Source organism: Nocardia sp. BMG111209 (assembly GCF_000381925.1).
Lineage (GTDB): Bacteria > Actinomycetota > Actinomycetes > Mycobacteriales > Mycobacteriaceae > Nocardia.
The window spans coordinates 2,629,831-2,650,749 of record NZ_KB907307.1 but is presented as its reverse complement, the minus strand read 5'-3'; the positions used below and the strand labels follow the sequence as shown (position 1 = coordinate 2,650,749).

At 68.8% G+C, this 20,919-nt stretch carries 21 protein-coding genes; 8 read left to right on the top strand and 13 right to left on the bottom strand.

Features of this window, described 5'->3' with window-relative positions; all coding sequences use genetic code 11:
* Positions 1 to 3: 3 nt before the first annotated feature.
* The 5 genes from G361_RS0112255 to G361_RS0112235 form a co-directional block, all read right to left on the bottom strand.
* A complete protein-coding gene (locus tag G361_RS0112255) occupies positions 4 to 1,038 on the bottom strand; it encodes an acyl-CoA dehydrogenase family protein (RefSeq protein ID WP_019927374.1) in 1,035 nt (344 codons plus the stop codon).
* A complete protein-coding gene (locus G361_RS0112250; RefSeq protein WP_231386761.1) occupies positions 1,019 to 2,395 on the bottom strand; it encodes an IS30 family transposase in 1,377 nt (458 codons plus the stop codon). Before G361_RS0112250 ends, G361_RS0112255 begins: the two co-directional genes overlap by 20 nt.
* A 207-nt stretch (positions 2,396 to 2,602) precedes the next feature.
* Positions 2,603 to 2,980, bottom strand: coding sequence for an ectoine synthase (locus G361_RS0112245; RefSeq protein WP_019927373.1), 378 nt, complete (start codon positions 2,978 to 2,980; stop codon positions 2,603 to 2,605).
* A 32-nt stretch (positions 2,981 to 3,012) separates the two neighbouring features.
* Positions 3,013 to 3,270, bottom strand: a complete 258-nt coding sequence (locus tag G361_RS0112240) for a phosphopantetheine-binding protein (protein ID WP_019927372.1) — start codon at positions 3,268 to 3,270, stop codon at positions 3,013 to 3,015.
* A gap of 36 nt (positions 3,271 to 3,306) precedes the next feature.
* Positions 3,307 to 4,746: an AMP-binding protein gene (locus tag G361_RS0112235; RefSeq protein WP_019927371.1), complete on the bottom strand. Its 1,440-nt coding sequence runs from the start codon at positions 4,744 to 4,746 to the stop codon at positions 3,307 to 3,309.
* A 294-nt stretch (positions 4,747 to 5,040) separates the two neighbouring features.
* Between G361_RS0112235 and G361_RS0112230 the strand changes: the two genes are divergently transcribed.
* The 4 genes from G361_RS0112230 to G361_RS0112215 all read left to right on the top strand — a co-directional run bounded on the left by G361_RS0112230 (position 5,041) and on the right by G361_RS0112215 (position 7,021).
* Positions 5,041 to 5,538: a MarR family winged helix-turn-helix transcriptional regulator gene (locus G361_RS0112230; protein ID WP_019927370.1), complete on the top strand. Its 498-nt coding sequence runs from the start codon at positions 5,041 to 5,043 to the stop codon at positions 5,536 to 5,538.
* 188 nt (positions 5,539 to 5,726) lie between these two features.
* Positions 5,727 to 6,224 carry a deaminase gene (locus G361_RS0112225; protein WP_019927369.1) on the top strand — a complete coding sequence of 166 codons (498 nt, stop codon included), beginning with the start codon at positions 5,727 to 5,729 and terminating at the stop codon, positions 6,222 to 6,224.
* 28 nt (positions 6,225 to 6,252) lie between these two features.
* Positions 6,253 to 6,573 carry a multidrug efflux SMR transporter gene (locus tag G361_RS0112220; RefSeq protein WP_019927368.1) on the top strand — a complete coding sequence of 107 codons (321 nt, stop codon included), beginning with the start codon at positions 6,253 to 6,255 and terminating at the stop codon, positions 6,571 to 6,573.
* A gap of 37 nt (positions 6,574 to 6,610) precedes the next feature.
* Complete coding sequence (locus G361_RS0112215; protein WP_019927367.1) at positions 6,611 to 7,021, top strand: multidrug efflux SMR transporter; 411 nt, start codon at positions 6,611 to 6,613, stop codon at positions 7,019 to 7,021.
* A gap of 13 nt (positions 7,022 to 7,034) precedes the next feature.
* Here G361_RS0112215 and G361_RS0112210 read toward each other — a convergent pair whose 3' ends face one another.
* A complete protein-coding gene (locus G361_RS0112210) occupies positions 7,035 to 8,351 on the bottom strand; it encodes a GAF domain-containing SpoIIE family protein phosphatase (protein WP_019927366.1) in 1,317 nt (438 codons plus the stop codon).
* 269 nt (positions 8,352 to 8,620) lie between these two features.
* On the opposite strand from G361_RS0112210, the gene G361_RS0112205 reads away from it, so the two are divergent.
* Complete coding sequence (locus G361_RS0112205; RefSeq protein ID WP_019927365.1) at positions 8,621 to 10,078, top strand: aldehyde dehydrogenase; 1,458 nt, start codon at positions 8,621 to 8,623, stop codon at positions 10,076 to 10,078.
* Between the two features lie 68 nt (positions 10,079 to 10,146).
* On the opposite strand, the gene G361_RS0112200 is transcribed toward G361_RS0112205, so the two are convergent.
* The 7 genes from G361_RS0112200 to G361_RS0112170 all read right to left on the bottom strand — a co-directional run bounded on the left by G361_RS0112200 (position 10,147) and on the right by G361_RS0112170 (position 16,847).
* The gene (locus tag G361_RS0112200) at positions 10,147 to 11,595 is read right to left on the bottom strand and encodes an aldehyde dehydrogenase family protein (RefSeq protein WP_019927364.1); all 1,449 of its coding nucleotides are present in this window, start codon (positions 11,593 to 11,595) and stop codon (positions 10,147 to 10,149) included.
* A gap of 267 nt (positions 11,596 to 11,862) precedes the next feature.
* Complete coding sequence (locus tag G361_RS0112195) at positions 11,863 to 12,705, bottom strand: acyl-ACP desaturase (RefSeq protein WP_019927363.1); 843 nt, start codon at positions 12,703 to 12,705, stop codon at positions 11,863 to 11,865.
* A gap of 22 nt (positions 12,706 to 12,727) precedes the next feature.
* On the bottom strand, positions 12,728 to 13,564 hold the full coding sequence (locus G361_RS0112190) for a cyclopropane-fatty-acyl-phospholipid synthase family protein (RefSeq protein ID WP_019927362.1): 837 nt from the start codon (positions 13,562 to 13,564) through the stop codon (positions 12,728 to 12,730).
* Positions 13,561 to 13,818 (bottom strand): acyl carrier protein, encoded by a 258-nt coding sequence (locus G361_RS0112185; RefSeq protein ID WP_019927361.1) that lies wholly within the window; start codon positions 13,816 to 13,818, stop codon positions 13,561 to 13,563. Before G361_RS0112185 ends, G361_RS0112190 begins: the two co-directional genes overlap by 4 nt.
* Positions 13,815 to 14,351 (bottom strand): PaaI family thioesterase, encoded by a 537-nt coding sequence (locus tag G361_RS0112180; RefSeq protein ID WP_019927360.1) that lies wholly within the window; start codon positions 14,349 to 14,351, stop codon positions 13,815 to 13,817. The genes G361_RS0112185 and G361_RS0112180 overlap by 4 nt, the downstream gene beginning before the upstream one ends.
* Before the next feature lie 4 nt (positions 14,352 to 14,355).
* The gene (locus tag G361_RS0112175) at positions 14,356 to 15,144 is read right to left on the bottom strand and encodes a ferritin-like domain-containing protein (RefSeq protein WP_019927359.1); all 789 of its coding nucleotides are present in this window, start codon (positions 15,142 to 15,144) and stop codon (positions 14,356 to 14,358) included.
* A gap of 35 nt (positions 15,145 to 15,179) precedes the next feature.
* The gene (locus G361_RS0112170) at positions 15,180 to 16,847 is read right to left on the bottom strand and encodes an AMP-binding protein (protein ID WP_026342960.1); all 1,668 of its coding nucleotides are present in this window, start codon (positions 16,845 to 16,847) and stop codon (positions 15,180 to 15,182) included.
* Positions 16,848 to 17,106: 259 nt separating this feature from the next.
* Between G361_RS0112170 and G361_RS0112160 the strand changes: the two genes are divergently transcribed.
* From G361_RS0112160 to G361_RS0112150, 3 genes are read left to right on the top strand one after another with little or no spacing between them, the layout of a single operon-like run.
* On the top strand, positions 17,107 to 18,348 hold the full coding sequence (locus G361_RS0112160) for a cytochrome P450 (RefSeq protein ID WP_019927356.1): 1,242 nt from the start codon (positions 17,107 to 17,109) through the stop codon (positions 18,346 to 18,348).
* Positions 18,345 to 19,559 carry a cytochrome P450 gene (locus G361_RS0112155; protein ID WP_019927355.1) on the top strand — a complete coding sequence of 405 codons (1,215 nt, stop codon included), beginning with the start codon at positions 18,345 to 18,347 and terminating at the stop codon, positions 19,557 to 19,559. The genes G361_RS0112160 and G361_RS0112155 overlap by 4 nt, the downstream gene beginning before the upstream one ends.
* Positions 19,556 to 20,884 carry an NAD(P)/FAD-dependent oxidoreductase gene (locus tag G361_RS0112150; RefSeq protein WP_019927354.1) on the top strand — a complete coding sequence of 443 codons (1,329 nt, stop codon included), beginning with the start codon at positions 19,556 to 19,558 and terminating at the stop codon, positions 20,882 to 20,884. The genes G361_RS0112155 and G361_RS0112150 overlap by 4 nt, the downstream gene beginning before the upstream one ends.
* Positions 20,885 to 20,919 lie beyond the last annotated feature (35 nt).

Below are 20,919 nucleotides of genomic sequence, written 5' to 3'. Positions count from 1 at the left end.
CGGTCAGGTGAGGTTGAGCAGCGACGCGAGTTTGTTCTTCTGCACTTCGGTGGACCCGGAGTAGATCGTCCCGGCGACCGCGTTGCGCAGGTCCTTCTCGATGCCGTATTCGCGCATGTAGCCGTACCCGCCGAGCAGTCGGACCGCGGTGTGCGCCGAACTGACCGCGGCCTCGCTGGCGATGATCTTGCTGAACGCGATGTCCGTGGTGATGTCGCGGTTGTTCATGAGCCGGACCGCGGTGTCGTAGAGCCACTTCCGTGCGGTGTCGTGATTCATCCGCATCTCGACGATCTGGTGCGACACCGCCTGGAAGGTGGACAGGGGCTGCCCGAATTGGCTATGCCCGCAGGTGTATTCGGTGACGTCGTCGATCCGGCGCCGGATCTCGCCGACATTGGCGACGAAGGAGAACAGGATTTCGCGCTTCATCACGTAGTCGAGGACGAAGTATCCGTTGCCCGGACTGCTCAGCACGTTGTGCGCCGGAACCCGTACGTCGTCGAGGAACAGTTCGCACAGTGGCGAGGTGCGCAGGCCCATCTTCTCGATCGGCCTGCCGCGCACGACACCCGGGGTGTCGGTCGGGACCACGACGGCGGTCAGCCCGCCGTCCTCGGCTTTGGCGTAGACCACGACGATATCCGCGATCGGCCCGTTGGACACGAATGCCTTGGTGCCGTTGAGCACGACTTGCTCGTCGCGGACGGTCGCCGTGGTCGTCATGGCCATCGCGTCCGACCCGGCGGCGGGTTCGCTGATCGCGTGGGCGCCGATCATCGATCCGTCACACAGCGCCGGCAGCACCGTCGCCTTCAGCGCGGGCTTGCCGAACCGGTTGACGGGAATCACGCTGCTGGCCAGCTGAGTACAGGCCGAGAACACCAATCCGCCGTCGCGGCAGGCGAATCCGAGTTCCTCCAGGACGCCCATCGTCGTGACGACCGACTGTGCCAGGCCACCGTATTCGGTCGCCGCGGGCAGGGTGAATACACCGGCCTCGGCGAGCAGGGCGGATTCAACTGGTCGACGCAACACTTTGCTGTTGCAGTGATTGTAGGTGATGCGCCATCGCTTCGGCCGGAGTGCGCCATCCGAGCACTTTCCGTGGGCGCGTGTTGAGTGTGTGAGCGACCGCATCGAGATCCCTTGCGGTCCAACGTGATAGATCAGTGCCCTTCGGGAAATATTGCCGTAGAAGGCCGTTGGTGTTCTCGTTCGTTCCGCGTTGCCAGGGGCTGTGGGGGTCGGCGAAGAAGACCGGGATGCCAGTCTTCGATGTCAGTGCCGCGTGTGCGGACAGTTCTTTCCCTCGATCCCAGGTCAGGGACTTCAGCATCGGGGCGGGAACCTTCTTCAACGCCGCAGCCAGTGCCTTGTTCATCGACAGTGCTCCGTAGCCGCTGAGAGCCGGGCCGTTCTTGACCGGCGCCGTCTCCCTCCATCCGTGTTCGCGTGGCAGGTGGACCAGGACGGTGAATCGGGTGGTCCGGTCGACCAGGGTGCCGATCGCGGAGCGGTCGGTGCCGATGATGAGGTCGCCTTCCCAATGCCCCACGGTCGCACGGTCCTCGGCCTCGGCGGGCCGCTCGCTGATCAGCACGTCCGCGGTGATGTGCGCCCAGGCCACCCGCTTGGATCGGGCTCGTGGCATGCGCAGCGACCTGCCGGTGCGCAGGTTCAGGATCAGTTCACGATCCAGCGCACCACGCCCGTGGATATACAGCGCCTGATAGATCGCTTCGTGGCTGATCCGCATCGACGCGTCGCCGGGAAAATCGATCTTCAGTCGCCGGGAGATCTGCTCAGGACTCCACGCCTGCACCCATTCCCGGTCCGAGCGGTGGGGCTTGTTGCGGCCGGTCCACGCTCCGGTCCGCGGGCCGGCCACGATCCTGCCCTTCGAGTCGGCGATCCGACCGGCGAGCCGCTGCTGGACATAGTCCCGAAGCTGTTGATTCTCAGACAGTTTCGCTACCTTCGGACGCCGGGCGAACAGCTCCGCCTTCCACTGGGCAACCGAGGCGCGGTAGTCGAGCGTGCCGCCGCGGGTGGCGGCGTTGCGCCGTAGTTCCCGGGAGATGGTGGACGGGCTACGGCCCAGCACCTGCGCGATCTGCCGAACACCCTTGCCCTGCACCCGCAGCAACGCGATCTCCTCACGCTCGGCGAACGACAGATAGCGGCCACCCGGCGGGCTCCACGAATACGGCGACATCCCGCCAGCATCACGGAACCATCGAGTGCCCTTGACAGGCGATACCCCCACTGCGACAGCCGCTTCCGTCGGCAGCAGCCCCTCGGCGATCTCGTCCCAGAAACGGCGCTCCACTATCCGCTGGTGGCCAGGATGTCCCGGTGACCGCATCGGCGCACGACCGGTCACCTCTCGCATCCAATCCGATGGCCTTCCCATACACCCTCCGTGACCTCGGGTGTTGCGACCACCGGTTGAACCTGAGCAGTTTCCATTTGTCCTGCCGGAACCGGCCGTCGACGTCGTCGTCGATGTGCCCGTCGGACAGTTCGCGCGCGTATGCGCCGACCGCCGCGCGCAGGGCGAGTTGATCGTTTGTCCAGTCAATCACCGGTTCAACTCTTTTCAGTAGTTCGAGAACCCGGTCGCGGACAGGGTGTGCCGCTCGGTGCCGGTGATCGGGGGGTTGAAGATGCTGATCAGATGCAGATCCTCGCCGGAATGCGCGCGGAGGAGATGCGGATCGTGCCGGTCCAGGACGTACAGGGTGCCCGGACGCAGCTGATACACCTCGGTCTCGTCGGCGTTGGCGACCTCGCCCGATCCGCTCACGCAGTAGCAGGCCTCGATGTGGCGGGTGTACTGCAGCCGGGATTCCGATCCGGCGGTGACGATCGTATGCGCGACAGCGAAGTTCAGGCCGTCGTTCTCCACCAGAAGCCGGTAACTGCGGCCGTTGCCCCAGTCGACGCCGTCGACGTTGTCTTTCTCACGGATGAACATGCGCGTGTACTCCTTGCTGACGAACCGGTGAGCTACGGCCGGCGGTCGGTGTGGATCCGGATGAACTCGACGATGCGGTCGACCGTGTGGAACTGGTCGGGGGTGAAATCCAGCTCGGCGACGGGGATGTCGAATTCCTGGCCGACCCAGGAGACGAGCCGGACCAGTCCCAGGCTGTTGACGATGCCCATCGCGTGCAGATCGGCGTCACCGGGCAGTTCGGTGCCGACGAGGTCGCGGGCGAAGGAGCTGGTGATGTAGGAGGCGACCTTGGTGGTGGTGGCGGTCATGGAGTTCCTTTCGGATGACGGTCGGTCGGCCGCGCCTCACAGGTAGCTGAGCAGGCGCTGCCGATCGGTCTTGCCGGACGGCGTCCGCGGCAGTGGGGACTCGAGGAAGGTGAAGGTGGCCGGTAGGGCGGTGCGCGGCAGATGGCGCGCGAGATGTCCGCGGACCGACAGGCGATCCACGTCCGGTCCGGCGACGACGAAGGCGTGCAGGCGGTGACCTTCGGTGGCGTGCGGTGTGGCGACGACGGCGGCTTCCGCGACATCCGGCGCCGCGGCCAGCACCGATTCCACCTCGATGGTGTTGGTGCGCACGCCGCGAACCTTGACGAGATGGTCGCGCCGGCCCAGCAGGTGATGGACGCCGGCGGCGTCGCGGCGAGCGTGATCGCCGGTGCGGAAGTAGGTCCGGCCGGGTTCCCGCGGATTCCAGGGGCCGAAGGCGCCGTCCGGTTCGGCGAGTCGGTAGCGGCCCGACTGGAACGGCGTGCTGACCACGAGTTCGCCCTCGCCGGGGCCGTCGATCACCGCGTGCGCACCGTCGAGGAGTACGACGGCGACGCCCGGAAGGGGGCGGCCGACCGGGATGTGCGGCCGGTCGTGGTCGGCGGCGGTCACGGTGTGCAGCAGGCTGTCGTTCGTTTCGGTGCTGCCGTAGACGTTGTGGATCGCGGCGTCCGGGAACCGGTGCGCGAGCTGATCGGCGAGTTCGCGCACGAACGGTTCGCCGGTCACGACGACGTGCCGGGTGGACCGGATCGGGGTGACCGGATGCGGGTGAACGAGCCGGTGCAGCAACGGCACCGACTGCAGCACGGTCGGCGGCGCGTCCTGCAACAGCCGCGCCAGCGTGGCGCCGTCGGACCCCTCGTCCGCCGTGAGGGCGACGACCTCGGCGCCGGCGGCGAGGCTCGCCCACACGTCCAGCAGCGACAGGTCGAAGTTGAGCGGGGCATAGCTCCACACCCGGCTCGTGGGGCCGAGGTCGAACATCCGCGTGCACCAGTCGGTGAAGGCGTCGACCGCGCCGGGTCCCAGCGGCACGAGCTTCGGCCGGCCGGTGGAGCCCGAGGTGGCCAGGATCAGATTCTGCCGCTGATCCGGGTCGTGCCGAAAGCCGTTGGTAGTCGCTGTGATTCGCCCGTCGCGCGGATAGATGTCGACCGTGTGGGTGCATCCGGCACGCTCCACCAGGTGGTCGAACATGTCGGTGCCGAGCTCCGGCGACAGCAGCAGGAGGCTGTGGCCGAGTTCGATCGCGGCGGCGGCGAGCGCGATCCGCTGCGGGGTCTTGTGTGCCGCCATGGCGATGGTGGCGTGCGTGGTGTCCACCGTGCGCGTCAGTTGCGCACGGCAGTCGTCGACGGTGCTGGTCAGCTGTCCGTAGCTCCAGCGCTGCGGACCGAACGAGATCGCGGTGTGGTCGGGTTGTCGTGCCGCGATCTGCCGGATACGTGCGACCGTGCCTGGTGTTGCCATCGGAATCCCCTCGCTTCTGAAACACCCCTGCTTCGTGAACTTTGCGACTAGATTGCAACATGCGCATGCATTGTTCGTACAGTGTGTGCACATACATATGTTTAGAGTTTGCGTGGAATCGGCCGAACCGACACCTCGATCTCGGTGTTTAACCGACTGTTAATCCGAATCACACCGCGCTGTCCCGACTCGGCGACGGTTCTCGGCACTCGCGGCGTCCGGCGCGCGGCGCGCGGAATCCGAAGGGGGAGTGCGGGGTTGCCTATCGCCGGGTCACCCGCTACCTTTTCATGTATGTACATGGATCGATCGGATCGGGACGAGGTGGCCCCGTCGGCGGGCCGTCTCGTCGAGGACTGGTTGCAGGTGACGTCCTTCGTGGCCGAGGTGGACGCGGGCCTGGGAGCATGGCTGGCCGAGCGGCACGGGGTCGCCCTCACCGAGTACCGGGCGCTGCGAAATCTGAGCGCGGCGCCCGAGAAGGAGTTGCGCGTCAACGAACTCGCCCGGCGGATCGGCCTGAATCAGAGTTCGGTGACCCGGCTGCTCGGCCGGCTCGAGGCCAAGCAGCTCACCCGCCGGGAGACGTGCTTCGAGGACGGTCGCGGCGTGTACGCGGTGATCACCGAACAGGGGGAGGCCCTGCTCGACGCGGCGCACGAACCGTTCGAGGGCCGGATCCAGCAGATTCTCGACCAGGTCCGCGGCGACGGGCTCGGGGTCGGCTCGCTCGCGCTCGTCCGGGCGCTCGGCAGAGTGGACGGGCTCGGGCCGTCGGCCGGAGCGGGCTGAGCGGTCCCACCCGCTGGGCACCGTCCGGCACGAATAGCGGTCGATAAATGTATGTACAAGCAATTAGAAGCATCAGCGCAGGGAGGCGTGACCATGGCAGCGGAAACCGCGGAACCGAGTCCGACGGGCCGGGTGCGGGACCGGACGAGAACGATCATCGACACCGAGAACATCGAGCGCGACCCGAGATGACCGGCGACACGGACGGCCACGTACTGCTCGAGAACCTGATGGGCCGGGCCGTCGAGCACAGCATCCGGCACGTCCGGTCCGGGGGAATCCCGTTCGTGGGGCAGCTCGTGTCCGACGACGGCTACCGGTCCGAGTTCGGCGTGAACCGCGTTCGCGAGACCGGCGATCCCACCGCTCACGCGGAGATCGTCGCGATGCGCCGCACCCTGCGCGAACGCGCGGTCACCGACCTGCGCGGGACGAGGCTGCTGGCGACCGGTGAACCGTGCGCCATGTGCTACCGATTCGCCACGCAGCACCGGGTCGAGAGCATCCATTTCGCCGTCGACGCCGCCACCGCGGCACGCTGGGGATTCGACTACCGCAGCGGCTACGCACAGCTCGGGATCGACCCGCGCCGGGCCGCGCACACCGTCGAGTTCCTGCCCGTCGGCCGAGCGCTCGAACCCTTCCACCTGTACCGGAACCTGCACGGCACCGTCGCCGGGCAGTGATCGACAGCAACAGCCGAAAGGATCAGCCATGCATTGGCTCTACCTCGCCATCGCGGTGGTCTTCGAGATCACCGTCGCCATCGCCGCCGGCAAGGCCGCCGGTTTCCGGAACATTCCGTGGACGATCGCCACGCTGATCAGCGGCGGCATCGGTACCTACTTCCTCAGCCTCGCGCTGCTCACCTTCGATGTCGGCGTCGGCTACGCGATCTGGACCTCCGTGGCCGGCGTCGGGATCGTGCTGCTCGGCGCCGCGCTGTTCCACCAGCGCCTCACCTGGGGCAAGGCATTCGGCATCGCGATCATCATCGGCGGCGTCGTCGGCCTCCAGCTCACCGGTGCGGCATAACGCTCGTACCGCATCCGCCACCGAAAGGAATCGAACGATGACCGCCGACAGCAACGAACACGACAGCACCGTCCGCGGCTGGCCCGCCCTGCTCCTCGCCGGAGGATTCGAGATCGGCTACGCCCTGTCCGTCGGCGGAAGCCACGGATTCACCCTCCTGCGCTGGTCGCTGGTCGCGATAGTCTTCTTCCTCCTCACCCTGTACGCGCTCAGCGTCGCCCTGAAACACATCGACGTCGGAATCGGGTACGCCGTCTGGGCCGGGCTCGGCTCGGTCGGCGCCGCACTGCTGGGGCCGGTCCTGTTCCACGAGACCCTCACCCTGAGCAAGGCCTTCTGGCTGGCGGTCATCATCTCCGGCGTGGTCTGGCTCAAACTCGCCGACCGCCCCGCGAAGACACCGATACCGGCGGACCCGGAGCCTCAGCCGTACCTCGACCGGCACTGACCGGTCCCGATGTTCACCGTGCCCGGATCGCGAGCAGCGCGGTGTCGTCGCTGGCGAAGCCGTCGTGGTGGTCGGCCAGGACCGCGGCGATGTGGTTGATGGTCGCGGCCGCGTCGAGGCCGTGGCTGTCGGTGAGGGCGCGGGCCAGGGCGGCTTCGTCGAAGATCGGATTGTGGGGCGGGGAGCCGGCCGGGTCGGGACGGGCCTCGCAGGCGCCGTCGGTGTAGAGCAGCAGCAGGTCGCCGGGAGCGAGGCGGAATCGCACGTCGGTCAGGTCGACGTCGTCGAACACGCCGAGCAGGGTGCCCGAGGTGCCCACCTGCTGGACGCGGCCGTCGGCGCGGCGCAGCAGGGCGGGTGGGTGGCCGGCCAGGCACAGCCGGCCGGTGACGCCCGCGTCGGTGGTGCGGAAGGTGGCCTGTACCGCGGTGAGGAATCGCGGTGCGCGCTGGGCGCGCATCGCGCTGTTCAAGCGGCCGAGTACCACCGCCGGCGACAGGTGTTCCCCGGCGTCGGCGCGCAGGGTGTAGCGCGCCAGGGCGGTCACCTTCGCGGCCTCGGTGCCCTTGCCGCACACATCACCGAGTACCGCGGTCCACCACGGTCCGCGCGCCTGGAACAGGTCGTAGAAGTCGCCGACCACCGATACCTCGCCCGACGCGGGCAGATATCGCGCGGCGCTGTCCGCGCCGGGCACCGGCCGCAGGATCGGGGGCAGCAGGCTGTCCTGGAGGCTGCGCGCCAGCTCCGCGGACTGTGCCAGGGCATCCTCGGCGACTTTCAGTGCGGTGCGGGTGGTTTCGAGCGAGACGCGATTGTTGACCTCGTTGGACACCGCTCGCGTCAACAGCGCGAGGATGTCGAGATCCTCCGCCTTCCACGCGCGCGGCGCCGCGTCGATGACGCACATGCTCCCGATCGGATATCCCTCCGGGCTCTGGATCGGGCATCCCGCCCACGCCCCGACACCCCACGGGCCGATCGCGGGATGACCGGCCGTGCGAGGGTCGTTCGCGGCGTCCTCGACGACGAAGGGCCCGTTCGTCCCCACCGGGAAATAGCAGAAACTGTCGCCGACCGCGTTCTGCCATTGCTCGAAGCCGCCATAGGGCAAGTGCGGCACCGACTTCCAATAGGTGTGGCTCTCCCCGACGAACGTGATCGCGGCGATCGCGCATCCGGTGACCGAGGCGGCCAGCCGCGCGAGATCGTCGAAGACGCGCTCCGGGACGCTGCCGATCTGGCCGCTGGCCGCGAGCGCCGCCAGCCGCGCCGGGTCCGACAACACTCTCGGCAGCCCATCGGCCCGCACACCGTCGGGGTACACCACCGCTCCCCTCTGCCTCGCCCATCTGTCGGGCAGTGATTTTACGCAGAACGGACACGCCGGCGGCACGGCCGCCACCCGCTGGAGATCCGGCGACCCCGCGGGCTCCGGCGTCCGCCGGCCGGAGGGCATCGGCCCTGGATCCGCAGGTTCGGAGAATATGGATCTCCTGATCCGCAAATGCGGGTCTTGACCGGTATTGCGGCAAATGCTAAACAGTCGTACAGCGCTCGGTGCAGCCGAGTGTGATCCGGCACCGAAAGGGACATCCGATGACGCTGCAATCGGTTTTGGACGACATTCGCAAACGGCCCGGTACGGGGGAGGTCATCCCGGTCGTCGACCCGGTGACCGAGGAGCAGATCACCGAGTTCACCGATTGCGGGCCCGAGGCCGTCGACGAGGCCGTGGGCCGGGCGCGCACCGCGTTCGAGTCCGGGGCCTGGCGTGGACTGGCCGCCCGGGACCGCGCCAAGATCATGTGGCGCCTCGCGGATCTGATGGACGAGCACGCGCAGGAGTTCGCCGAGATCGACTCGCTCAACACCGGGATGCCCCTGGCGCAGGCGCAGATGATCGTGCCGACGTGCGCGGAGTTCTTCCGGTACTACGCGGGCTGGTGTACCAAGGTCAGCGGCTCGGCCTACGAGGTGCAGATGGCCGGAGGCGTTTCCGGCGCCTTCACCAGCATGGACGCCTACACGCTCAAGGAGCCGTACGGGGTCGTCGGCCTGATCTTCCCGTGGAACGGGCCGATCTTCAACGCGTGCGCGAAGATCGCGCCGGCGCTGGCCGCCGGATGCAGCAGTGTGGTGAAACCGGCCGAGGAGACACCGCTGTCGGCGCTGCTGCTGGATCGGCTCATCACCGAGGCCGGGGTACCGGACGGTGTGGTGAACATGCTGACCGGCTACGGCCACACCGCGGGGGCGGCGATCACCGCGCATCCCGATGTGGAGAAGGTCGCGTTCACCGGTTCCACCGAGGTCGGCAAGCAGATCGTGCAGGCCTCGGCCGGCAACCTCAAGAAGGTCATGCTGGAACTGGGCGGCAAGTCGCCGGTGATCATCTTCGACGACGCCGATCTGGATATGGCGATCATGATGGCGTCGATGGGTATCTTCATCCACTCCGGGCAGGGATGTGTCTGTGGCTCACGGATTTTCGTGCAGCGCACGGTCTACGACCGGGTGGTCGAGGGCATCGCGACGATCGCGAACAACCTCAAGCTCGGCGGGCCCAAGGAGGAGGGGTCGATGAGCGGCCCGCTGATCAGCGCCAAGCAGTTGCGCCGGGTGATGGGCTACATCGACGAGGGTAAGGCCGACGGTGTCGAGGTCGTCACCGGCGGGCATCGCCTGGACCGGACCGGCTACTTCGTGCACCCGACCGTGCTCACCAAGGTGGATCCCGCGACCAGCCGCCTGTACCGGGAGGAGATCTTCGGTCCGGTGGTGACGGTACTGCCCTTCGACACCGAGGAGGAGGCCGCCGCACTCGCCAACGACACCACCTACGGCCTGGCGGCCACCGCCTGGACCACCAACCTCAGCCGCGGGCACCGGATCGCCAAGCTCCTGCGCGCCGGCACGGTAACCCTCAACTGCCAGTTGGTCTTCGACCACAGCGTGCCCTTCGGCGGCTACAAGCAGTCCGGCTGGGGACACGAGTTCGGCCGCGAGGGCATCGAGGCCTACCTGCAGACGAAGTCGGTCTGGGCGCAACTCTGAATTCGGTTGGGCCGGACGGTTTCCCGCACTTCCCGGCACCGTGTCCGGGAAGTGCGGGGCAACCGTGCTCAGTGGCCGATGTAGACCGCCTTGGTGTTGAAGTAGGCCTCGATACCCTTCCGGCCGCGCTCGCCGCCCCAGCCGGACTGCTTGTGGCCGCTGATCGGCATCGAGGGATCGGCCGCGAGCGCGGAATTCACCCAGATCTGGCCGGCGTGCAGTTCGTTCACGACCCGGTGCGCGCGGCCGAGGTTCTCGGTCCAGATGGATCCGGCGAGGCCGTAATCGGTGTCGTTCGCCGCCGCGATCGCCTCCTCCTCGTCGTCGAACGGGATCACCGAGCCGACCGGTCCGAAGATCTCCTCGCGGATGAGCCGCATCTGCGGTGTGGTGCCGGTGACGATCGTCGCCTCGTAGAAGTAGCCGCGGCGGTCCAGTACCCGGCCGCCGGTGATGACCTGCGCGCCCCCGGCGACCCCGTCGTCCACGATGCCCTGCACCCGTTGCCGCTGCTTCTGGCTGATCAGCGGGCCGAGCACCGAGTTGGGATCGTCGCTGCCGCCCATCGGCAGCATCTTCGCGAAGGCGGCGAGCCCGTCCACGACCTGCTCGTAGATGCCGCGCTGGACGTAGATGCGCGAGGTGCAGGAACAGTTCTGGCCGGAACCGGCGAGCAGGCCCATCCCGGCCCCCATGATCGCCTTGTCCAGGTTCGCGTCGTCGAACATGATCAGCGGCGACTTGCCGCCGAGCTCGAGGGTCAGCCGCTTGAGGTTGCCGGCGGCCGCCTTGACGATCAGCCGCCCCACCTCGGTCGACCCGGTGAAGGAGATCTTGTCGACGTCCGGATGCGCGGTGAGCGCCGCGCCGGTGGTCTCGCCGTATCCGGTGACGACGTTCAGCACCCCGTCGGGCAGGCCCGCCTCGCGGAAGATCTCCTCCAGCTTCAGGGCGGTGAGCGGCGTCTCCTCGGCGGGTTTGAGCACCGCGCTGCAGCCGGCGGCGAGTGCGGGCGCGACCTTGAGCATCGCGACGAAGAACGGCCCGTTCCAGGGGATGATGAGGCCGACGACGCCGACCGGCTCGAGCTGCGTGAAGGTGTGGTAGTTCTCGAAGGTGCCGAGCAGTCCGTCGGAGACGAGGTTGCTCGACTCGCCGTGGATCTTGCCGACCCAGCCGGCGTAGTACACCAGCATCTCGTTCGCCACCTTGATGATGTGCCGCGCGGCCGTGGCGTTCATGCCGTTGTCGCGGGCCTCGATCTCCGCGAGCTCGTCGGTGCGCGCCTTGATGATCTCCGCGGCCCGGAACAGCACGTCGGCGCGGTGCGCGGCGGGCAGTTTGCGCCAGACGCCCGAGTCGAACGTCTCGCGCGCGCGGGCCACCGCCTCGTCGACGAGCTTGCGATCGGAGTCCACGACCTCCGCGATCTGCTCCTCGGTGGACGGGTTGTAGACCGGAATGATTCCCGGACCGGGACTTTCGACAATGGGTTCGACGTCGACGGCGTTACTCAATGTCCCATGATCCTTTCGCCGAGCCGCTCCGGGCGGGGCGGCGCGATGCGTGCGGTTGGTGAGAACCGTTGCCGCACAGGCACAGTGGGGCCCTCGGTACCTGCCGGGGGACCCGGGCGGTACGAGGCCGAGCCCTGTGCCCGCAGGTGCGGGGCCGGGTTCGAGGGCTGAGCTTACGCGCGTAACCTGGCGGCGTCCAGACTCCTCCGTCCTGGGCGGAAACGGCGAACCGCCCCGGCCGACGGGCGGCCGGGGCGGGGGAGCGGATCAGCGTACGGCGCGGCAGCGGCCGATGAAGTCGAGCAGTTCGTCGACCCGGTCGGTGGGGGCGTCGACGGCCCGGTCGATCACCTTGAGCAGATGCTCGTAGGCGGCGGTGTGGTCGTAGTCGGCCACGTCGGCGATGCGCAGGGCCCATCGCCAGTAGCCACGCATCGTATCCGCCAGCGGCATCCGGAAATTCGCGACGACGTCGCGGATCGGCTCGACCGCGGCGTCGCCGTGCACCCGCAGGTAGCGGGTCACCACGTCGGCGAAGAAGCTGAAATGCCGTGCCTCGTCGCGCGACAACCGGGTCAGCACCGCCGCGAGCACCGGATCGCCGGCCACGTCGCGCAATTGCTGGTAATACATCTGGGTCGCCTTCTCCTGCACCAGGGCGTAGGCGAAGAACTGCACCGGATGCTCGTACGGCAGATCGAAGTGCTTGCGTCCCTCGACCGCCAGTTCCGTACGCAGCGGGCCGGGTTCGGCGATACCCGCGGCCGACTGGTAGCGGGCCAGCGCCCGCGCGTGCGTGTCCTCCTCCACCGCCCAGCGGACGGTGAAGTGGTAGAGCTCGCGGTTGTGCACGAACTGCTCCGGCGACACGGTGTCGTCCACCGGGAAATTCCGGTGGTAGACATCGAAATAGCCGGGCAGGTGGTCCTCGATGAGGGTGATGAACCGCACCGCGGACCGCTGGCCCTCGGTGAGCAGTTCGGCATCGGCGGCGGACCAGTCGAAGGCGGTCTCCACGTCCCAGGCGCGGGCCGCGGGCGAAGCCGCGAGGAAATCGTCCACGGCCGTGGACACCTCGGCGACGGGGAGCAGGGTGTCGTCGGAAGTCATCTCGCTGTGGTCCTTCCCGGCGTCAGCGGCCGTTGCGGCAGGTCAGCGCGTAGTGCTTGGTGGTGTAACCCCAACCGGCGTTGGCGATCTCGAGGTAGCGCCGCAGATGCGCGGCGGAGCCCGCGCCGTGGGCCTCGATCCGGTCGGCGGCGGCGTCGACGTTTTCGATCCAGTCGTCGATGGTGCGGCGGTAGTGGTCGGTGAGATCGTCGACGGCGACGATCGCGAAGCCGGCGTCCTCGGCGGCGGCCACCAGTTCCGACAGCGGGCGCAGCTCACCGAAACCGAAGATGTCGCCGCGGATGAACCGGGTGCCGTCGCGGTCGTCGAAGGCGTTGCGCGCCTTCTCGTTCCGGAAGCAGCTCTCCGACAGGTACAGCATGCCGCCGCGGCGCAGGGTGGCGCGGGCGCGGCGCAGCACGGCCGGCGCGTCCGGCATGTGCACGATCGAGCCGAGCATGGTGACGGCGTCGAAAGCCCGCTCCGGCAGGTCGATCCGCTCGAAGTGCCCGACCCGGGTGTGCACCCGGCCGGTGAGCCCGCGGACGGCGGCCTGGCTCGCGATGTACTCGTGCTGGCGCGGGGCCGGGCTGATACCGAGTGTGTCGCAATCGAATTCGGCGGCCATGTACAGGATCAGCGAACCCCAGCCGCAGCCGGCGTCGAGCAGCTTCTCGCCGCCGCGCAGGCCCAGCCGGCCCGCGACGAAGGTGAGCTTCTGGCGCTGCGCCTGTTCCAGGGTGTCGGCCTGCGACAGGTACAGCCCGGAACTGTACTTGCGCAGCGGATCCAGGAATTCGCCGAACAGATCGGGGTCGAGGTCGTAGTGCTGGTTGGTGTCGGCGACCTGGGTGTTCACGCCGCCTCCTGCCGGGCCCGGTCCACCACGGTGACCACGTCGGCGAGCGTGGACAGGCCGAACACGTCCTCGTCCTCGAGTTCGATGTCGTAGGTGCGCTCGATGCGGGCGATCATGCGCAGCACCCGCACCGAGTCCACGCCGGCCAGGCCGCGCAGGTCGACCTGCGGGCCCAGTTCGGCGGCCGGGATCCCGGTCTCGGCGGCGGCGATGTCGGTGACGGTGCGCAGGATGTCGTCGGTGAGCACGCTCATCGGGTAACTCCGTTCTGGGAGAAGTGGTTCGGTGCGGACAGGGCCTCGGAGAGACGATCGACCTCGGTGTCGTCGAGGGTCAGCTGGTGGCGGACGTCGGCCAGATCGAACGGCCGGTAGCCCGCGGTCGAGGTGGCGCAGACCGCGCCGTCGGCGTCGCGGATCTCCGCGGCCGCCGCGATGATGCCGGCGTGCGACGGCCGCTCCGGCTCCGGAAGCGTTGCGATACAGACATAGTCGCGATCGACGAGCAGCGGGGTGAGGAACCGGGTGCGCTGGGTCACGGTGAAGGCGGGCACCCGCCGAGCCAGCACGATCAGATTGCCCATCACCTCGTCGCAGATCACGCCGATCAGCCCGCCGTGCACCACACCCGGATACGACTCGAAGGCGCGGCCGAGCCGCACGCGGGACTGCAGGCCGTCGGGATGCGGGGTGAACGTCAGGCTCAGCCCGGCCGGATTGTGCGGCGAACAGCCGAAACACCGGTAGTCCGGGATCACCGACCATGGGACGTGCAGGGATTCGTCCATCGGCTCAGGAGATCGCTTCGGCCAGCGCCCGGCGCACCTTGGCATTGCTGGACAGATCCAGGCCGGTGATCCCGGCGAAGGTGCGGCGCACCTTGTCGTGCAGCACCTCCAGTTCGCCCGTGGCGGCGATCTTCTCCAGGAACAGCTCGAAGCCGGTGTCGATCGTCTCGTGGTCGCCGAGTTCGGCGATACCGCTCTTGAACGTGCTCACCGGATGTTTGATCCGCGCCTCGGAGCTGTACACGTAGAGGGTCTCGAGCACCGACGGCAGTTCCTCCGGCCGGCGGGCCAGCCGCTCGGTGGTGTAGTGGATGAATTCCCTCGCGTGCCCGGCCTCGTCGCGACTCGCGTTGAGCAGCAGGTTCTTCAGGATCGGCTCGTTGACCCACTGCGAGACCGCGCGGTACACGTGATTGACCGTGAGCTCGGAGATGATGTTGGTGGCCAGCGTCGCCGACGGGGTGGTGCCCGGCGCGTAGGGCGCCCGCATCGCGCCTACCACCGCGTCGTCCACGCTCTCGCCGATCGCGGCGAGCCAGGACCGGAACGCGTAGTGGTGCTGGACCTCCTGATGACCCCACACGACCGCGAAGGTGGAGAAATCGTAGTCGTCGACGAATTCGTCGAGGAATCCGTGCACGGCGGCGATCACATTCGACTCACCCATAGAGGCGCTCTTGGCGAGCGTGATGTATTCGGGCTCGACGAGGGAGGGATCGACGGTGTCGAGGGCGAGGTCGGCCACTGTCCAATGCAGCCGCTCGTAGTGGCGGAAGACGTCGAAGCTGTGCACGGGGGACACTCCGGTTTCTGCTGCTGATGAATCGACTACGAAAGGGGAAGGGCGACACTGCCGTTCGTGATGAGCTCGCGGGCGGCCAGGCGTTGCAGCTTGCCGCTCGAGGTGCGCGGGATGGTGCGCGGCGGCACCGGGTACACCTGCACGTCGGCCAGTCCGAGTTCCGCGGCGATCCGGGCCCGGACCGCCGCGGTCAGCGCGTCGGCTTCGATTCCGGCGCAGTCGGTTTCGACGATGACGGCCATCGCGTCGTGTTCGGGATCGGCGACGGCGATACAGCGGCCGCGGTAGATGCCGTCGAGACCCTCGACGGCGGCCTCCACATCCAGCGCGTAGTGGTTCTCGCCCCGGACGGTGATCATCTCCTTGTGCCGGCCGGTGATGAACAGCTCACCCTCCCGGCGATATCCGAGATCGCCGGTGCGCAGCCAGCCGCCGGTGAACAGCCGGTCGGCGACGTCCGGGTCGGCGGTGAGATAGCCGCCGGTGACCGAATCGCCGCGCAGCAGGATCTCGCCGACGCTGCCGTCGAGGACGTCGCACCCGGATTCGGTGTCCACCAGGCGCAGTCGCATGCCGGCCACGGGATAGCCGACGCCGGCGATCGGCCGCGCGCCGGGCGATCCCGGCGGCACGGTCACGGCGTATCCGGACCGGCTCAGCGGCTCGCGATCCACCCATTCGAAATGCGGTTCCCGGTGCAGCGGTGGGAAAGTCACCGCGAGGGTCGCCTCGGCCATGCCGTACACGCCGAACATCGCCGTCGGCGCGAACCCGGCCGGGCCGAAGCGCGCGCAGAATTCCCGCACGACCGCCTGCGAGATCGGTTCCGCGCCGTTGAAGGCGATCCGCCAGTGCCGCAGATCGTGATCGGCGGCCCGCTCCGCCGGCACCGCGTCCAGCAGCGCCTGATAGCCGAAACTGGGCATCGCGGTGATCGTGACCTTCGCCTCGGCGAATTCCCGCAGCCAGCGGGCCGGATCCTTGACGAAGGCCGTCGGCGACCACAGATGCGCCGGAATGCCGCGCAGGATCGCCGACAGCGTGCCGAACAGGCCCATATCGTGGAACAGCGGCAGCCAGAACCCGCCCTGATCGGTGCGATCCAGCGCGATGCCCTGCCGGATCGCCGCCAGGCCCGCGAGCGCGTTGCGATGGGTCAGCAGTACACCTTTCGGCGCGGACGTACTGCCGGAGGTGAACTGCACGATCGCCGGATCGTCCGGACCGATCCGGGGCAGCGTCACCGGATCGCCGTCCTCGAACAGCGTTGTGGTATCGATGAATTCGACGTCCACCGTGCCCGTCAGCGCGGCCACCGGCCCGGCCAGCCGCGGCGACACCAGGATCGACCGCATCCCCGCCGCCGCGGCGATGGCCGCCAATCGCTGTGGGTAGGAACGCAACTGCTGCGCGCCGCTGGGCAGCGGCAGCGGCGCCGCGGCGCCACCGGCCGCGGTCACCGCGAACAGGCCGATGAGGAATTCCGGCGCGTTGGGGCTCAGGATGCCGACCGGCTCGCCGCGGCGCACACCGCGGCGGACCAGCGTGGCCGCCGCCTCGACGGCGCGGGCGTGCAGATCGGCGTAGCTCAGTGACTGCCGCAGTGACCAGAACGTGGCCGAGACGTCCGGCCGCTCTTCCGCGATCCCGGCGAGGCGACTCGGCAGCGTCCCGTCCGATTCCGACGAATTCATGGTGCTCACGACAACAGCGCCGGGTGACCGTGCCCTGAACGGATTCTTAACTACGCCCGGCGATAATCGATGTCGATCGGGCAATTCTCCCGGGCGATAAAGCGCACCGCGATGACGCGATAGAAATCCGCGATCGCGGACCGTGCGCGAACCCCGGATGCCGCACGATGGTGCCCGGCGGCCACGGTTGCCGCCAACGTGCCGGGCGAATTCGAATTCGCCCGATATTTCATCCCATGTCCTCGGCAGGAGTCGCTCGGTGAGTTCCGACGGTGCCACAGTGCAGGAATCCGACACGGTGCTGACGGCGGTGGTCGACAGCGTCGCACCGCACAGCCGGCACAACCCCTACGACAGCTACCGGATCCTGCGGGCGGCCGGGCCGTTCGTGCCCGGCCCGCACGATGCCCGGCTGGTCGCCGGGTATGCCGAGGCCCGCGCGATCCTGCAGGACGCGCGCTGGAGCCACGCGGAGGAACCCCAGCTGCTGCACGGGGACAGCGACGTGGAGCTGCCCGGCTCGTTCCTGTGGCAGGAGCCGCCGGAGCACACCCGGCTGCGCGGCCTGGTCGGGCAGGCGTTCACCGCCCGCACCGTGGCCGGACTGCGCGACCGCGCCGAGGAATTGGCGGCCGGGCTCGTGGACGGCATCCGCTCGCGGGACCGGGCCGATCTCATCGAGGAATTGGCTTATCCGCTGCCGCTCACCATGATCTGCGAATTGCTCGGCGTTCCGGCGGAATGTCACGAACATGTCCGGGACATGTCCGCGGCGATCTCCCGCGGCCTGGATCCCGATTTCCTGCTGGCGCCGGAGGAATTGGCGGCCCGCTCCCGCGCGGTCCGGGAATTCGAGGAATTCTTCGGGGATCTGCTGCGGCAGCGCGCGCGCAGTCCGCGCGCCGACCTGATCAGCGCGCTGGTGCGCGCCGAGGCCGAGGGCGCCCGGCTGACCCCTACCGAACTGCTCGGCACACTGCTGATCCTGGTGGTCGCGGGCCACGAGACCACGGTGAACCTGATCGCCAACGGGGTGCTCGCGCTGATCCGCCATCCCGCGGAATTCGACCGGCTGCGAGCCGATCCCGCCACCCTCTGCGCCCCCGCGGTGGACGAGGTCCTGCGGTACGACCCGCCGGTCCATCTGACCACCCGCACCGCGCACGCCGAAATCGAGGTCGGCGGAACGACATTCGCCCCCGGCGACGCGGTGATCGTGATGATGGGCTCGGCGAACCGGGACGGGGCGGCCTTCGCCGACCCCGACCGCTTCGACATCACCCGCTACCTGCCCGACCGCGGCACGCAACGGCATCTGTCCTTCGGCCTGGGCCTGCACTACTGCCTGGGCGCGCCGCTGGCCCGGCTCGAAATGCAGGCCGTGCTCGGCTGTTTCGCCGAGCGCGTGGCCACGCTGACCCTGTGCGAAGAACCCCCGTACCGCCCGAACGTGGTAGTACGCGGCATGTCCCGACTGCTGGTGGAGGTCCGGTCCCGATGAGCAGCACAACCCCTGCCGATCTCACCCTCGATCCCTTCGATCCCGGCATCCACGCCGATCCGTATCCGGCGTATCGGCGGTTGCGGGACGCGGCGGCGCTGCTGCCGTACCGGTTCGGCGACGTACCCGTCACCCTCGTCACCCGCTACGAGGAATGCGCCGCCGTCCTCACCGGATCCGACTGGGGCCACGGCTATTCCGCCGGCATCAGCCCGTTCCGCGATGCGACGGCGGCCATTCCGGGCTCGTTCGTGCGGATGGATCCGCCCGATCACGGCCGATACCGCAAACTGGTCGCGAAGGCGTTCACCCCGAAGACGATCGCCGAGCTGACCCCGCTCGCGGGCCGGGTCGTCGACGATCTGGTGTCGAAGGGGCTGGCGCGCGGCGGGCTGGACATCCTCCACGATCTCGCGGTTCCGCTGGCGGTGGCAATGATCCCGGTGCGGCTGCTCGGCGCGGATCCGAACCGCGGCGCGGAATTCCGACGCTGGCAGCTGGCCATCGCCCGCGGCACCGATCCCGACTGGCTGCTCGAACCCGCCGATGTCACCGAGCGCGCGACCGCGGCCGGCGCGTGCATGGCCTACTTCGGCGAACTGGTCGCGCGCAAGCGGGCCGAGCCGACCACGGATCTGCTGGGTCAGCTCATCGCCGACGGTGACCATCTCACCGAGGCGGAGATCATCGGCCTGGCGCTGTTGCTGCTGGTGGCCGGGATGGAGACCTCGATCAACCTGATCGGCAACGGAATCCACGCGCTGCTGCGCAATCCGGACCAGTGGGAACTGCTGCGCAGCCGGCCGGAGCTGATCGCCCCGGCGCTGGACGAGATGTTGCGCTACGACGCGCCGACCCAGTTCACCATCCGGGTGGCGCTGGCCGATACCGAGGTGGGCGGCAAGCAGTTCCGCCGCGGCGACGGCGTCGTGGTGCTCACCGGATCGGCCGGCCGCGACGAGCGGGTGTTCGCGAACGCCGACACCTTCGACGTCACCCGCTACGCCGGAAACCGGCCCGCGCGTAAACATCTCGGCTTCAGCCTCGGCGTCCACTTCTGCGTCGGCGCGCCGCTGGCGCGGCTCGAGGCCGAGACCGCGATCCGGACCCTGCTCGAGCGGGCACCTCGGCCGGTGCCGGTCGTCGACAGCGTCGAATATCAGCCCAGCCTCATCCATCGCGGCATCGCGTCGCTGCCGGTAACCCTGTGAGCGGCGACCGCCATGCGGTCGTGCTCGGCGCCGGGGTGGCCGGCCTGCTGACGGCACGGGTGCTGTCGGAACGCTTTTCCCGCGTGACCGTCCTGGAACGCGACACCGTCGACGGATGCGAGCTGCGCCGCGGGGTGCCGCAGGCGCGGCACATCCACGGCCTGCTCGACCGGGGGCGTACCGCCATCGAACAGCTGATCCCCACCTTCACCTCCGAGATGGCGGCCCGGGGCGCCACCGTCTCGGAGGTGCTCGTCGGAACCCGCTGGTACGCGGGTGGTCTGCGGGTCGCGCCCACCGCGACCGGGCTCACCTCGGTGCTGGCCACCCGCCCGGTCCTGGAATCGGTTCTGCGCGAGCATGTCCTGTCCCGCCCCGGGGTGCGATGGCGGGAGCGCACCGTCGCGCGCGGGCTGACCGGCGACGGCCGCCGGGTGACGGGCGTGCACATCTCCGCCGACGGCGAGAAGTCCACCGTCGCCGCGGATCTCGTGGTGGACGCCACCGGCCGGGCCTCGCGCGCCGCGGAATGGCTGCTGGACCTCGGCGCCCGGCCGCCGCACGAGCAGCGCCGCGAGGTCGACCTCGGCTACGCCTCCGGATTCTTCCGGCATCGTCCCGGCCAGCTGGGCGGGCACAGCGCCGTCGTGGTCTCCGCCGGGGCCGACGGCCGCGGCGGGGGAGCGATCCGGGTCGAGGGCGACCGCTGGCAGGTCACCCTCGCGGGCATGCTGGGCGACCATCCACCGACGGATCCGCGCGGATTCGCGCAGTTCGCCGCGAGCCTGCCGACCTCCGACCTGTACGACATCGTCTGCGCCGGTGCGCCTTCGGCGGATCCGGCCCCGTACCGCTTCCGCAGCTCGGTCCGCCGCAGATTCGACCGCCTCACCGCCCCGGCCGGATTCCTGGTCGTCGGCGACGCCCTGTGCAGTTTCAATCCCCTGTACGCCCAGGGCATGACCGTCGCCGCGCAGCAGGCGCTGGCACTGCGCGACTGCCTGAGCGCCGACGACACCGAACTGCCGTCCCGCTTCTACGCCACGGCCACCGAATGCGTCACCGCCGCCTGGCAATTGGCCTCGGCCGCCGACCTCGCGCATCCCGGCGTCGCCGGAACCCGCACGCTCCGTACCCGATTCACCAACGCCTATCTGGCCCGCACCCACCGCGCCGCACATCTCGACCCCCGGGTGGCCCGCACCTTCCTGCGGGTCGTGAATCTGGTCGAACCGCCTGCGGTACTGGCACATCCGCGCATGGCCCAACGCATCGTGCAGCACGGGGGAGCACCGCCGCCGACCGGCGTACCGCTGATCCGCTGAGGGGCTCGTCGAGATATTCCTTGACAAGACCACCA

What these genes read in the sequence shown, in the direction of transcription:
- G361_RS0112250 (WP_231386761.1), bottom strand. Translation starts at nt 2,395, where the DNA reads ATGCGAGAGGTGACCGGTCGTGCGCCGATGCGGTCACCGGGACATCCT.
- G361_RS0112245 (WP_019927373.1), bottom strand. Translation starts at nt 2,980, where the DNA reads ATGTTCATCCGTGAGAAAGACAACGTCGACGGCGTCGACTGGGGCAAC.
- G361_RS0112240 (WP_019927372.1), bottom strand. Translation starts at nt 3,270, where the DNA reads ATGACCGCCACCACCACCAAGGTCGCCTCCTACATCACCAGCTCCTTC.
- G361_RS0112235 (WP_019927371.1), bottom strand. Translation starts at nt 4,746, where the DNA reads ATGGCAACACCAGGCACGGTCGCACGTATCCGGCAGATCGCGGCACGA.
- G361_RS0112230 (WP_019927370.1), top strand. Translation starts at nt 5,041, where the DNA reads ATGTACATGGATCGATCGGATCGGGACGAGGTGGCCCCGTCGGCGGGC.
- G361_RS0112225 (WP_019927369.1), top strand. Translation starts at nt 5,727, where the DNA reads ATGACCGGCGACACGGACGGCCACGTACTGCTCGAGAACCTGATGGGC.
- G361_RS0112220 (WP_019927368.1), top strand. Translation starts at nt 6,253, where the DNA reads ATGCATTGGCTCTACCTCGCCATCGCGGTGGTCTTCGAGATCACCGTC.
- G361_RS0112215 (WP_019927367.1), top strand. Translation starts at nt 6,611, where the DNA reads ATGACCGCCGACAGCAACGAACACGACAGCACCGTCCGCGGCTGGCCC.
- G361_RS0112205 (WP_019927365.1), top strand. Translation starts at nt 8,621, where the DNA reads ATGACGCTGCAATCGGTTTTGGACGACATTCGCAAACGGCCCGGTACG.
- G361_RS0112195 (WP_019927363.1), bottom strand. Translation starts at nt 12,705, where the DNA reads ATGACTTCCGACGACACCCTGCTCCCCGTCGCCGAGGTGTCCACGGCC.
- G361_RS0112185 (WP_019927361.1), bottom strand. Translation starts at nt 13,818, where the DNA reads ATGAGCGTGCTCACCGACGACATCCTGCGCACCGTCACCGACATCGCC.
- G361_RS0112180 (WP_019927360.1), bottom strand. Translation starts at nt 14,351, where the DNA reads ATGGACGAATCCCTGCACGTCCCATGGTCGGTGATCCCGGACTACCGG.
- G361_RS0112170 (WP_026342960.1), bottom strand. Translation starts at nt 16,847, where the DNA reads ATGAATTCGTCGGAATCGGACGGGACGCTGCCGAGTCGCCTCGCCGGG.
- G361_RS0112155 (WP_019927355.1), top strand. Translation starts at nt 18,345, where the DNA reads ATGAGCAGCACAACCCCTGCCGATCTCACCCTCGATCCCTTCGATCCC.